The sequence below is a fragment of the Streptomyces sp. NPDC087787 genome, assembly GCF_044743035.1.
GTDB lineage: Bacteria > Actinomycetota > Actinomycetes > Streptomycetales > Streptomycetaceae > Streptomyces.
In genome coordinates this window covers 278,000-290,405 of the sequence record NZ_JBIUVQ010000004.1, presented here as the reverse complement: position 1 = coordinate 290,405, position 12,406 = coordinate 278,000, and the positions used below count along the sequence as shown (strand labels likewise).

Annotated in this window: 11 protein-coding genes, 1 tRNA gene and 1 pseudogene; 7 read left to right on the top strand and 6 right to left on the bottom strand. The window is 73.1% G+C overall.

Annotation, left to right across the window (positions count from 1 at the left end; translation table 11 throughout):
• Positions 1-4 precede the first annotated feature (4 nt).
• Positions 5-379: a YchJ family metal-binding protein gene (locus tag ACIOWN_RS09225; protein ID WP_362346842.1), complete on the bottom strand. Its 375-nt coding sequence runs from the start codon at positions 377-379 to the stop codon at positions 5-7.
• A 201-nt stretch (positions 380-580) separates the two neighbouring features.
• On the opposite strand from ACIOWN_RS09225, the gene ACIOWN_RS09220 reads away from it, so the two are divergent.
• Complete coding sequence (locus tag ACIOWN_RS09220) at positions 581-892, top strand: dsRBD fold-containing protein (protein WP_362346844.1); 312 nt, start codon at positions 581-583, stop codon at positions 890-892.
• Positions 893-904: 12 nt separating this feature from the next.
• Entirely contained in the window at positions 905-2,197 is a 1,293-nt protein-coding gene (locus ACIOWN_RS09215; RefSeq protein WP_401981288.1) for a phosphoribosyltransferase family protein, read from the top strand.
• Between the two features lie 363 nt (positions 2,198-2,560).
• On the opposite strand, the pseudogene ACIOWN_RS09210 reads toward ACIOWN_RS09215, so the two are convergent.
• Positions 2,561-2,758 (bottom strand): annotated as a pseudogene (locus ACIOWN_RS09210) (GNAT family N-acetyltransferase); the annotation flags it as partial.
• 907 nt (positions 2,759-3,665) lie between these two features.
• Here ACIOWN_RS09210 and ACIOWN_RS09205 point away from each other — a divergent pair.
• Positions 3,666-4,304: a hypothetical protein gene (locus tag ACIOWN_RS09205; RefSeq protein WP_401981286.1), complete on the top strand. Its 639-nt coding sequence runs from the start codon at positions 3,666-3,668 to the stop codon at positions 4,302-4,304.
• Between the two features lie 201 nt (positions 4,305-4,505).
• Here the strand turns inward: ACIOWN_RS09205 and ACIOWN_RS09200 are convergent.
• A tRNA-Leu gene (locus tag ACIOWN_RS09200) sits at positions 4,506-4,593 on the bottom strand.
• A 204-nt stretch (positions 4,594-4,797) separates the two neighbouring features.
• Between ACIOWN_RS09200 and ACIOWN_RS09195 the strand changes: the two genes are divergently transcribed.
• From ACIOWN_RS09195 to ACIOWN_RS09185, 3 genes are all read left to right on the top strand, one after another.
• Positions 4,798-6,123 (top strand): M20/M25/M40 family metallo-hydrolase, encoded by a 1,326-nt coding sequence (locus ACIOWN_RS09195; protein WP_401981283.1) that lies wholly within the window; start codon positions 4,798-4,800, stop codon positions 6,121-6,123.
• Between the two features lie 193 nt (positions 6,124-6,316).
• On the top strand, positions 6,317-6,550 hold the full coding sequence (gene chpH, locus ACIOWN_RS09190; RefSeq protein WP_100567728.1) for a chaplin ChpH: 234 nt from the start codon (positions 6,317-6,319) through the stop codon (positions 6,548-6,550).
• A gap of 190 nt (positions 6,551-6,740) precedes the next feature.
• Positions 6,741-7,652 carry a chaplin gene (locus ACIOWN_RS09185; RefSeq protein ID WP_401981280.1) on the top strand — a complete coding sequence of 304 codons (912 nt, stop codon included), beginning with the start codon at positions 6,741-6,743 and terminating at the stop codon, positions 7,650-7,652.
• A gap of 98 nt (positions 7,653-7,750) precedes the next feature.
• Here the strand turns inward: ACIOWN_RS09185 and ACIOWN_RS09180 are convergent, their stop codons facing one another.
• Positions 7,751-7,939, bottom strand: coding sequence for a DUF5703 family protein (locus ACIOWN_RS09180; RefSeq protein WP_362346853.1), 189 nt, complete (start codon positions 7,937-7,939; stop codon positions 7,751-7,753).
• 47 nt (positions 7,940-7,986) lie between these two features.
• Between ACIOWN_RS09180 and ACIOWN_RS09175 the strand changes: the two genes are divergently transcribed.
• Positions 7,987-8,712 carry a hypothetical protein gene (locus ACIOWN_RS09175; protein WP_401981277.1) on the top strand — a complete coding sequence of 242 codons (726 nt, stop codon included), beginning with the start codon at positions 7,987-7,989 and terminating at the stop codon, positions 8,710-8,712.
• A gap of 126 nt (positions 8,713-8,838) precedes the next feature.
• Here ACIOWN_RS09175 and ACIOWN_RS09170 read toward each other — a convergent pair whose 3' ends face one another.
• Together ACIOWN_RS09170 and ACIOWN_RS09165 are read right to left on the bottom strand one after the other, a co-directional pair.
• Positions 8,839-11,313 (bottom strand): helix-hairpin-helix domain-containing protein, encoded by a 2,475-nt coding sequence (locus ACIOWN_RS09170; protein ID WP_401981274.1) that lies wholly within the window; start codon positions 11,311-11,313, stop codon positions 8,839-8,841.
• On the bottom strand, positions 11,310-12,293 hold the full coding sequence (locus ACIOWN_RS09165; RefSeq protein ID WP_401981271.1) for an aldo/keto reductase: 984 nt from the start codon (positions 12,291-12,293) through the stop codon (positions 11,310-11,312). The genes ACIOWN_RS09170 and ACIOWN_RS09165 overlap by 4 nt, the downstream gene beginning before the upstream one ends.
• Between the last annotated feature and the right edge of the window lie 113 nt (positions 12,294-12,406).

Genomic DNA, 12,406 nt, shown 5'->3' with positions numbered 1-12,406 from the left:
CGCCTCACTCCTCGGGGAAGTCCCCGTCCACGTACACCCACGCCCCGTCGACCCGCTCGAACCGGCTGCGTTCGAGCAGCGAGCCGCCGCGGTAGGACGCCCGGAACGTCACCGTCCCGGTGCCGTGGAAGGCCGAGCCGTCCGTCGTGCCGAGGATCTCCAGCCCCGTCCAGCGCATTCCGGGATCGAGGTCGAGTCGCGCCGGCCGGGTCCGCGGGTGCCAGGTCCGCAGCAGGTATCCCGCGTCCCGCCGCACGAAGGCGCAGTACCGCGAGCGCATCAGCGCCTCGGCGGTCGGCGCGGCGCTGCCGCCGTGGTAGCGGCCGCAGCAGCTCTCGTACGGCTCGGGCAGCCCGCACGGGCAGGAACGCGTGGTCATGCCCCCCATTCTGCCCGCGGCGGCGTCCGCGCCTGCCGCCGGTTCGTTCCCCCCGGGTACGCCCGGGTACGCCCCCCGCTCCGTCGCGCCCGTGCGGCGCGCGCCCGAGGGGGGCACAGTGGAAGACGGAGGCCACGCCGGGTCGCTCGTCGCCTCGACGCCGTGGCCTTGCCTCCCACCGGAGTTGAGGAGACACGGACGATGACTCGACCCGTCGGCAGCCGGCCTCCGTCCGTCAAGGAGTGGCGGCTCAGTCTGTACCTGTCGGAACACGACCCGGACACCACCGCCCGGATCGTCCTGGACACCGGCGACAACGTCATGGAGACCCGCGCGGAGGCCCGCCGCAATCCGTACGACATGGCGGTGCCCGAGATCGGCGACGAACTCGCGGCCGGCCGCGCGCTGATCGCACTCGGCCGCGAGCTGCTGCGCGCCGCCGCGGGCGACATCGACGCGGTGGGAGCGCCCGAGGCCACGCCTCCCGCTCCCCTGTGGACCTCCAGGGAGTGAAGGAGCCGCACGGTGCTCTTCACGGACCGTATCGACGCGGGACGGCGGCTGGCCGCCCGCCTGGACCACCTCACCGGCCAGGACGTCGTGGTGCTCGGCCTGCCCCGGGGCGGCGTCCCCGTGGCCGAGGCCGTCGCGGACGCCCTCGGCGCACCGCTGGACGTGTGCCTGGTACGGAAGCTGGGCGTCCCCTCCCACCCGGAGCTGGGCATGGGGGCGATCGGGGAGGACGGCGTACGCGTCCTCGGCGAGGACGTGCTGCGCGAGGCCCGCGTCACACCCGCGGAGCTCGCGCGCGTCGAGGAGCGCGAACGCCGCGAGCTCGACCGGCGTGCCGCGCGCTACCGGGGCCAACGGCCACCCGCCGCCGTCGCGGGCCGTACCGTCGTGGTCGTCGACGACGGCGTGGCCACCGGCTCGACCGCACGCGCGGCCTGCCGGACGGTACGCGCCCGCGGGGCCGCGCGGACCGTGCTGGCGGTCCCCGTCGCACCGCCGGACTGGACGTACCGGCTCGGCGGCGAGGCGGACGAGCTGGTGTGCCTGGACACCCCGCCGGACTTCTTCGCGGTCGGCCAGTTCTACGCCGACTTCGCCCAGCTCGACGACGAGGACGTCGTCGCCTGCCTCCGCCGGGCGGCGGCCCGCTCCCGCGGGGTCCCCGTCGACCGCGAGGTGGAGGTGGCGGCCGGCTCAGTGCGGCTCGGCGGCCACCTGACCGTGCCCCCCGGCGCCGTCGGCGTCGTGGTCTTCGCCCACGGCAGCGGCAGCGGACGGCACAGCCCGCGGAACCGGTTCGTCGCCGAGGGCCTGAACCGGGCCGGCCTCGGCACCCTCCTGTTCGACCTGCTCACCGAGCAGGAGGCGGAGGAGCGGGCCAACGTGTTCGACACCGAGCTGCTGGCCGCCCGGCTCACCGCCGCCACCGACTGGCTGCGCGGCCGGCCCGGCACCGAGCGGCAGGCGGTCGGCTACTTCGGCGCCAGCACCGGCGCGGCCGCCGCCCTCCGGGCCGCGGCGGAACCCGGCGCGGACATCGCCGCCGTGGTCTCCCGCGGCGGCCGTCCCGACCTCGCCGGGCCGCGCCTGCCGGACGTGACCGCCCCCACGCTGCTGATCGTGGGCGGTGCCGACGACCTGGTCCTCGGCCTCAACCGCGAGGCGCAGGCCCGTCTGCGCTGCGAGAGCCGCCTCAGCGTCGTTCCCGGCGCCACCCACCTCTTCGAGGAGCCCGGCGCCCTGGGGACGGTGACCGAACTGGCCCGGGACTGGTTCACGGACCACATGGCGGCGGCGCATGTGTAGCCCGGGGCCGGTACGCGGTGTGTGCCGGCGCGGTGCGCGGCGGGAACACGAAAGACGGTGCCGACCGACAACCGGTCGACACCGTCTTCTGGTGGTGGGGCACCGACGGAACTGGCTGGCCAGGTGCTATTTCGGTGCTCGCGGAGATCGTTTCCCGCGCTGTTCCACCGGTTTTCCCACGATGCAGGCCAGCGGTCCGGTCACCAGACCACCACCACAGCGTTAGCGGGATCGAGTGCCCCGGGACGAGTGCGCTCCACAGAGCTCGTAAGACGGTCGTGAGCGCCCGTGCTGGCAAGCCGTGGCCGACATGATCGCCCCAGCTTTGGGCGACAGCGATACTTCCGGGGAGGCGCAAGCTGGTCAGTTGACTTGGCCGAGATCCTTGCCGTACCAGATCTCTGTGTACAGCCCCGTGCAATATGCCGGAATCTCGCGGTAGCCGTGGCGGACGTACAGGGCGCGGGCCTCGACCAGGTCCAGGCGGGTGTTGAGGACCATCCGGGAGGCGCCGAGCAGACGGGCCTCGCTCTCCAGTAGCTCCAGCAGGAGGTCGGCGCCCCAAGTACTCGGCAGGGCTCCGGCTTCGCTTGTCTCCTCGTGGCACAGCGAAGAGTGTCGCCCACCCGGACCTCCTGGCATGACAGCGGCCACCACCTCCACCACATGCTGTTCCAAAAACACCCTCCCGGTGTTCTTTCCTGGTGGAGAATCTCGATGGACGCGATCGACCAGTACCGGCCCAGAATTCCCGGCCCCGTCTGGGAGCACATCGGCCCCGACTGCCGCCGCGCGGTGGCCAAGGCCAGGCCCGCCACGCCGAAGGAAGCACGCGACTGGCTCGGCGCCCTCGCACACGCCGCCGCCCACGCGTACGGCACAGGACGCCCCACCCGAGCCGAGCATCTGGTCACCCCCGAAGCGATCGAGTGGTATCTGCCCACCGGCTGCCTGCACGTGGAGGAGTCCTCCCGTTCTAATCGCCGCTGCCGTCTCAACAAACTGCGCCGCGCCCTGCTCGGCCCCGACCGGGCCACCGGCCAGCCCGCCGCCTACTCCGGCTCGGACTCCTCCCGCCCCTACACACGATCCGAACAGGCCCAGCTGTATGCCAACGCCCGCGTCCAGCCCACCGACGAACTGCGCTACGGCCTGCTCGCCCTGCTGGCCCTCGGCTTCGGCTGCGCCCTGGACTCACCCGAGATCATCCCGCTGCACACCCACGATGTCCGCGAAGCACCCAACGGCGCCGTGGCCGTCGCCGTCCGCGGACAGCGCGCCCGCGTGATGCTGTGCCGCACCGCCTGGGCCCCGGTCCTGACCGAGGCCACCGCCTGGGCCTCCCGCCCCGGTGAGGCCCGTCATCTCTTCCGCCCCTCCAGCCACGCCCGCGGCACGAACACCGTCACCAACACAAGCCGGCTTCGCCGGCGCCCAACTCGTCGAGGGCAACTGGTACTGCCCCTCCATGCCCGACGAGCTCAAGAACGCCACCAAGGACCTCATCCACGAGAAGATCGACAAGCAGTCCTGGATCAACCGCATCCGCGCCCGCGCCGCCTACATCTTCATGCCCAAGCAGCGCCCCGACGCCGAGGGCCACCGCCGCGTCATGTGCCCTGCGGAAGCGGGCCGCGCCCAGTGCCCCCTCAAGAAGCACACCCTCGGCCGCGGCATCCACCTGCCCCTCGTCGACCCAGCGCCCAGCCCGGCGGGCTCACCCCCGTGCTGCAGCCAGAAGACCATCACAGTCCCGGCCGAGTCCGGCGCAGACCAGTGGCAGCCCCTCCAATACGGCTCAGAAGCCTGGCAGCGCGTGTACTTCCGGCTCCGCAACAGCGTCGAGGGCATCAACGGCTACGCCAAGGAACGCCTCGAAGATGCCGGCACCCGCCGCATCCGCGGCATCGCCGCCCAGACGCTTCTGCTGGCCTTCCAGCTCGCCCATGCCAACCGCCGCAAACTCACCGCCTGGGCGAACGCCATCGCCCTCCACGGCGACCGACCCCACCGTCGGCCCACCCGCCGCCGCAAGACCAAGCCACTGGGCACCTGGACCCCCAAGGGCTACATCACCGAGCCAGAAAAGACCGAGCCCGATGAGTGAGACTGCCCACACTTCAACAGCCCACTAAAGATCAACAACCACAAAGATCGACTGCCCGGCGGCTCGCCAGCCGCCGGGCAGTCATGCATATAAGCACCATCACACCGACCCTGGCCTGCCCAGGCATACCAAAACGGGCTCATCGTGATCACGATGAGCCCGTTTCGTCGTTGCTACCAGAGCACTTTCATCGGTGCTCCGTGGTGTCCGAGGGGGGACTTGAACCCCCACGCCCGATAAAGGGCACTAGCACCTCAAGCTAGCGCGTCTGCCATTCCGCCACCCGGACGAGGTGTCTGTCGTGCGGGCCTTCCCGCCGCGACGAAGGAAACATTACCAGGCTTTCGGGCAGGTCCGATCACCCGCCCTGCCCAGGGCCGCGCGGGCGCCGGCCGGGGCAGGAGGCTCTCTTGGGGTTGGCGCGGGGGAGGGGGAGGATGAGTGGACCACCGGCACACGAGGTGGCCACCAGCACACAGCGGGAGGAAGCAGCGTGAGCGAGACGGGCACGGCCAGGGGCGTCACCGGCGAGGACGAGGTCGTGAACCTCTGCCGCGAGCTGATCCAGATCGACACCAGCAACTACGGCGACCACTCGGGGCCGGGTGAGCGGGCGGCGGCCGAGTACGTCGCCGAGAAGCTCGCCGAGGTGGGCCTGGAGCCGAAGATCTTCGAGTCGCACCCGGGCCGGGCCTCGACGGTGGCCCGTATCGAGGGCGAGGACCCCTCCCGGCCCGCCCTGCTGATCCACGGCCACACCGACGTCGTACCGGCCAACGCCGACGACTGGACCCATCACCCCTTCTCCGGCGAGGTCGCGGACGGGTGCGTGTGGGGCCGCGGCGCGGTCGACATGAAGGACATGGACGCGATGACGCTGGCGGTCGTGCGCGACCGGCTGCGCAGCGGGCGCAGGCCTCCGCGGGACATCGTGCTCGCCTTCCTCGCCGACGAGGAGGCGGGCGGCACGTACGGCGCCCGGTACCTGGTGGACCGGCACCGGGACCTGTTCGAGGGGGTCACCGAGGCGATCAGCGAGGTCGGCGGGTTCTCCTTCACCGTCAGCGAGCAGCGGCGGCTGTACCTGATCCAGACGGCCGAGAAGGGCATGCACTGGATGAAGCTGACCGTGGCCGGCACCGCGGGGCACGGCTCGATGATCCACCGGGACAACGCGATCACCGAGCTGTCGGAGGCCGTGGCACGGCTCGGGCGGCACAGGTTCCCGGTGCGGGTGACCAAGACCACCCGCGCCTTCCTGGACGAGCTGGGCGACGCGCTCGGCACCGAGCTCGACCCGGAGGACATGGACGGCACGATCGCCAAGCTCGGCGGTATCGCCAAGCTCATCGGCGCGACCCTGAGCAACACCGCCAATCCCACGCAGCTGGGCGCCGGTTACAAGGTCAACGTCATTCCGGGCGAGGCGACCGCGCACGTCGACGGACGGTTCCTGCCCGGCTTCGAGGAGGAGTTCCTCGCGGACCTGGACCGGATCCTGGGACCGAAGGTCAAGCGCGAGGACGTGCACTCCGACAAGGCCGTCGAGACCACCTTCGACGGGGCCCTGGTCGAGGCGATGCAGTCCGCGCTGCTGGCCGAGGACCCGGCCGCGAAGGCCATCCCGTACATGCTCTCCGGCGGTACCGACGCCAAGTCCTTCGACGACCTGGGCATCCGGGGCTTCGGCTTCGCGCCGCTGAAGCTGCCGCCGGAGCTGGACTTCGCGGGCATGTTCCACGGCGTGGACGAGCGGGTGCCGGTGGACGGCCTTAAGTTCGGGGTGCGCGTGCTCGACCGGTTCATCGACGCGTCCTGAGGCGCGTGTCCTGAGACGTGTCCTGCGATCCGCCCGGTCCGTCATCACCGGCTTGACCCCGGTATTCGGCCGCGCGTGCGGGAATGACCGGGACGGGTGAATGCGACCATAAGCTCGTATCCCGATTAGTTCCTCCTCGTTACAGGTGATGCGATCAGCAACATGAGATCGCTTTTGCCAACGAGGAGGAATAATGATCAAGAAGGTCGTCGCTGCCGCGGTCGCCACCGGTGGACTGGTTCTCGCGGGCGCCGGGATGGCCGCCGCCGACTCGGGTGCCCAGGGTGCTGCCGTGCAGTCCCCGGGTGTCCTTTCCGGCAACGTCATCCAGGTGCCCGTTCACGTGCCGGTGAACGTGTGCGGCAACACGATCTCGGTGATCGGGCTGCTGAACCCCGCCTTCGGCAACACCTGCGTCAACCACTGACGTTGTGCCCCGCCCCGTGAGGGTCTGACTCCATCGACTCCGTGGGGGGTCTGAACCCGTCGGCCCCGGAGCGCCCGCCATGCGCTCCGGGGCCGACCGGTTTGCAGGCGCGGTCCCGACGTCGAACTCCGACAGGTGCGACCGCGCGTTCCGGAAGGTTCGAGAAGGTCGAAGGCAGGGATTCAGCAACATGCGACAGGTCACCCGCAAGGGCCTGATGACGGTGGCCGCGGCCACCGGTGTGATCGCCGCGGCGAGCGGTTACGCCCACGCCGACGCGGGCGCTTCCGGCGCCGCGTCCAACTCACCGGGCGTGCTGTCCGGCAACACGGTGCAGGTGCCGGTGCACGTGCCGGTGAACGTCTGCGGCAACACGATCAACGTCGTCGGGCTGCTCAACCCGGCGGCGGGCAACACCTGCGTCCAGCAGGGCGGCAGCCACGCGGGCGGGAACAACGGCGGCTCCCACGCCGAGGGGCGCACCAGCGGCTCGCCCGGCGTCGGCTCCGGGAACACGGTGCAGGTGCCGGTCGACGTGCCCGTCAACGTCTGCGGCAACAGCGTCGACGTGATCGGCGTGGCCAACCCGGCCCTGGGCAACCACTGCGCCAACGGCGGCGGGAGCCACACCACGCCTCCGGGCGGCGACCGGGAGGTCCCGCCCAGCACACCTGGCCACCCGGGCCACCCCGGCCACCCCGGCCACCCGGGCCACCCCAGTCACCCAGGCCACCCCAGTCACCCAGGCCACCCGAGCCACCCGGGTCACCCAGGGAACCCGGGCACGCCCGGAACCCCCGGCACTCCGGGAACGCCGGACACTCCGGGAACTCCTGGAAACCCCGGCACTCCGGGCACTCCGGGCACTCCCGAGACGCCCGGTACGCCCTCCACGCCTCCCTCCGCGGGTGGCGGCAGCGGCACCCCCGGTGGATCGACGCGGGTGAACCATCCGACCGCGCACTCCGTCGCCGTGACCGACAGGGCGCAACTCGCCCAGACCGGCACCGAACTGCCGATGGGCACCGTCCTGCCGGTGGGCGCGGGCGCGCTGCTCGCGGGTGCCGTGCTGTACCGCAGGGCTCGGGCCTCGGCCAGGTAGTCCGACGACGGCCGTGTGCCAGGCGGCCTGACGGCTATGCGCATGACAAGGCGGGCCTCGCATCGAGCGGGGCCCGCCGTGACTCGGGCCGCCTCAGCTCACCATGTGGCGCGCACCTGGCGGATGATCCGCCGGCGCAACCGCACCCTGCGGCTGCCGTCGCGCAGCAGGCTCAGGCGGTACAACTCCCAGTGTCCGTACTCGGCGTGGTCCGTCAGCAGACGTGCCGTCTCCTTGCGGGACACCCCGCGCGGGACATGCACGTCGACAAATTCGTATTCCGGCATCGCATCTATTGTGCGGGCTGGGGCCCGGTACGGATAGCGTCTGCACTATGTCTGATGCTGCGCAGCCCACCGCTGCCGAGGTACGCGCCGCCGCCGAGGCGGTCAAGACCGCGCTCGACCGCCACCTGGCCGCGGTCGAACGCCGGTCGGGGGAAGAGGACCCGGCCGTCTACGAGGGGTTCAACCAGCTGGCCGCGGCCGCGGAGGCGTACGACGAGTTGCTCTACGACCGCTACGACGAGGTCACGCCCTTCGAGATCCCCGGTGACGACTCGCTGCCGCCGTACACGGGGCCCGAGGAACCGAACGCGATCAGCGTGATGATCCGCCGCGATTACGCCGTGGCCGAGCCGCAGCGGCTGCTGGCGCAGGCCCAGCGGGTGGAGGCCGCGGACTCCGACGCCGTCCTGGGCACCGCCGAGGGCGCCTCCGGCACGGTGCACGGGGCGATCGGCATCCTGTTCGGCGAGTTCGAACCGGACGAGATCGCCTCCCGGCACAAGGAGTTCGGCCTGGAGGAGGGAGACTCCACGCTGTGGGTCACCGCCGCGGACGAGCCCGCCGACCCGGGCGACTGGCTGGACGCCCCCTTCGAGCACGTCGATCCGGAACGGGTCGTGTGCCGCTTCGACGTCAGCGCGGTCTTCGACGAAGAGGACGAGGACCTCGACGGCGACCTCGAAGAGGATGAGGACGAGGACCTCGACGAGGACGACTTCAACGCGCCCCTCGACGACGAGGACCTGGAACCGCTGGACGCGAACGACCGCTGAGGCCGTCGGCGGACCGGCGGCCGGCCGGTCCGCCCGGCCGCGCGCCGGTCCGCCCGGCCGCGCGCCGGTGGGCCGGGCCGCGCGCCCGGGTGGGTCCGCGGCGGCCGGGCCGTGTGTTCCGGGCGGTCAGCCGGCCGTCCCCTCCTGGGTCCCGGTGTCCTGCGCCGGGGGCTGGAGCAGGGCGGGCAGACGGGTCGTACGGGGCTTGGCCGGGACCTCGGCGACGGCCCGCGGGAGCGCCTGCTCCACGCCGTGCACCACGGACAGATGCCGGGCGGCCCTGCTGAACGCCGTGCAGACCCACGGGCGGCTGAGCGCCTGTGCCGCGTCGCCGGGCAGCACCACGACCACCGCCGGCCACCGGCCGCCCACCGCCTGGTGCGCGGTCAGCGCCCACCCGTGCCGCAGACGTGTCTCCACCCGCTCCTTCGGGACCACCACGTGGGCACCCGAACAAGACAGGTGCAGCCCCTCGGCGTCGGCCTTCACCACATGACCGGGCAGCGTACGGCCCGGGGCGGGGGAGTAGGCGATCCGGTCGCCCGGGTCGAAACCGCCGAAGCGGCCGGGCCCCGGGTTGAGCCGCTCCTTCAGCGCCGCGTTCAGCGCGCGCGTGCCGGCCGCGCCGCCGTGACCGGGGGTGATCACCACGGTCTGCTCGGCCGGGATGCCGATCGCCCGCGGCACCGAGTCCGCGACGAGCTGCACGGTCCGGTGCACGGCCTCGCCCGCCTCTCGCACCGGGACGATCACGACCTCCTTGCCGGGCGCCGCCACCTGGTTCAGCTCGCCCACGCCGATGCCGGAGACCAGCTCGCCCAGCGGGCCCGGGTCCGGCACGCGCGAGGCGATCTGCGGGCACACCCGCGCCGCCAGCAGATCCGCGAACACCCGTCCCGGCCCCACGGACCACAGCACGGTCGGATCCCCGGTCAGCACCAGCCGCGCCCCGTCGGGCAGCGACTCGACCAGCAGGGCCGCCGTCTCGACGTCCAGCTGGGGCGCGTCGAGCACGACGAGGAGGTCGAGGGCGAGGGAACCGTCCTCGTCCCGGCCGGGGCCCTCGGCGCCGGACAGCAGTCCGGCCACCGTGGCGACGGGGGGCGCGGACGCCTCCGCGGGTGCCTGTGCCTCCTGTGCCTTTTGTGCATGCTGGAGCCGCCGCACGAGCTGCCCGAAGCCGTCCCGGCCGAGCGGGCTGTGGGGGGCGGCCCAGGCGCGCAGTCCGAGGCGCCGTGCCTCGCCCAGCAGCCGCGCGGGCTCCACGCGGGACGCCTCCCCGCCGGTGTGCAGCACCAGGCAGTGCCCGGCGACGGCACGGAGCAACTCGGCGGCCGAGCCCTGGGCGGAGGCGGCGGCCCGTTCCCAGTCCGGGGCCGAACCGCCTTGCTTCGGCGTGGAGTTGATCAGGCGGGCGAGTCCGTCGGCCAGGCTCTCCTCGGCGAGCGCGTACCGCTCCAGGCCGACGAGCACGCGCACCGGGCGCTCGCCGGCCTCGTCCGCCTCCTCGGCGGGCGGGGCGTCCTCCAGGGCGTCCTGGAACACCAGGGCCTCGCCCTCCGCCAGCGTGGCGTTCAGGGCCGCCTCGGGATCGGGCACCGCCCGCTGAGCCAGGGCGGCGGTCAGCGCCGGAGCCTCCAGGGCCGTGTGCCCGGCGAGGGCGGCCTGCTCCAGCAGCCACACGGTGAAGGCCCGGCCGCGGCGCTCGTCGTCCGGGCCGCACTCCGCGCCGAGCAGGGCGCGCGCGAATCCGTCGGCCTGCTCCGGTCGCACGCCGGTGACGTGCAGCAACTGCCAGGGGTCCTCGTTGAGCCGCTCCTCCGCGCCCTCCCCGAGAGCCGCGGCGACCTGCGGGGCGAGCGTCTCCGGGGCGCCGCCCCGGGCCAGCACCCGGCGCACCGCCTCGACGGTCCCAGGCGCCGGAGCGGCGGGCTCGGTGGCGGGCTCGGGGGCTTCGGTCATCGGCCGCCGTGCCGGTTCGGGGGCCGGGCGGCGCGGTGCGGGCTCGGGCTCGGCGAAGACGGTGGCCGCGGGCTTCTCACCGCTCTCCACGGCCCGCACGGCGGCCAGCAGGTCGGCCGCGGTGCCGCTGAGCCTGCCGCCGCTCTCGATCGGCCCCTTCCGCTCGGCCTTCCGCTGCTCGATCCGCGCCCGCTCGACCCGCTGAGCCGCCAACTCGGCCTCGGCCTCAGACCTCCCGCCCGAGCCACCCGCCTCCGCGCCGGCCCGTCCGTCCTCCCCGGCGTCCGACTGCCCGTCGGCTGCGGAGCCACCGTCGCCCGCGCCGTCCGCGTCCGCGCCGTCCGACGACGCGCCGGCCCGCCCGTCCGCCTCCGCGTCCGACCGCTCGTCCGTCCTGGCACCCGACCGCTCGTCGTCCGCCAAGCCGACGTCGCCCGCGTTGCCCTCCGGGCCGCCGTCCGAGTCCGGGGCGGCGCCCGTGCCCCCGGCTTCCGGCGCGCCGCCGCCCGCGTCGGCCTCCGCACCGCCCCCCGGCGTACCGCCCGCCACGACCGGGCCGTCGTGGCGCGGGCCGTTGTCCGCCCCGGGGTCCGGGATGCCAGGCCCGGTCTGTTCCGTGGTCTCCGGCTCCGTGCTCACAGCGTGCTCCAGTCGTGATCGGGATAGCGGTGCACGGGCTCCGACACGTCGTCGAGGGCCCGGCAGATCTCGTCAGGAAGACTAAGCGCCTCCACTGACAGCACGGCCGTGAGCTGCTGCGCGTTGCGGGTGCCGACGATCGGCGCGGCCACGCCGGGCCGGTCCCGGACCCAGGCGAGGGCCACCTCGAGCGGGGTCACCGCCAGCCCGTCCGCCGCCGTGGACACCGCGTCCACGATGCGGCCCGCGGTGTCGTCCAGGTACGGCTCGACGAACGGCGCCAGGTGCTCCGAGGCACCCCGCGAGTCCGGCGGTGTCGCGTTGCGGTACTTACCGGTCAGCACGCCCCGGCCCAGCGGTGAGGACGGCAGCAGACCGACGCCCAGGTCCAGCGCGGCGGGCAGCACCTCGCGCTCCACACCGCGTTGCAGCAGTGAGTACTCCATCTGCGTGCTCGCCAGCCGCGTCCGGGCGCCGGGCGCGGCGAGCTGCCAGGTCGCCGCCTTGGCCAGTTGCCAGCCGCAGAAGTTGGAGACGCCCGCGTAGCGCACCCGGCCGCTGCCGACGGCTAGGTCGACCGCGTGCAGGGTCTCCTCCAGCGGTGTGTGCGGATCGAAGGCGTGGACGTGCCACAAGTCGACGTAGTCCGTGCCGAGGCGGGCGAGGGAGGCGTCCAGCGCCGCCAGCAGATGGCCGCGGGAGCCGTCGAAGCGCCGGTCCGGGTCCGGCACGCTGCCCGCCTTGGTCGAGAGGACCAGGTCACGGCGGGGCACGAGACCCTCCATGAGCCGCCCGAGCAGATACTCGGCCTGTCCGTCGCTGTAGACGTCCGCCGTGTCGACGAGGGTGCCGCCCGCCTCCCAGAACACCTTCAGCATGTCCGCGGCGTCGTGCTCGTCGGTGTCCCGGCCCCAGGTGAGGGTGCCGAGGCCGATGCGGGACACGCGCAGGCCCGTACGGCCGAGATGCCTCTGCTCCATGGTCGCGAGATTACTGGCCACGGCCGACACGTGGGTGACCTGTGGACAACCCGGTTTCCGCCCCTCCGGGCCGGCGCCGCGAACCCGCCGTACCGCAGGTCATGCACTGCCGT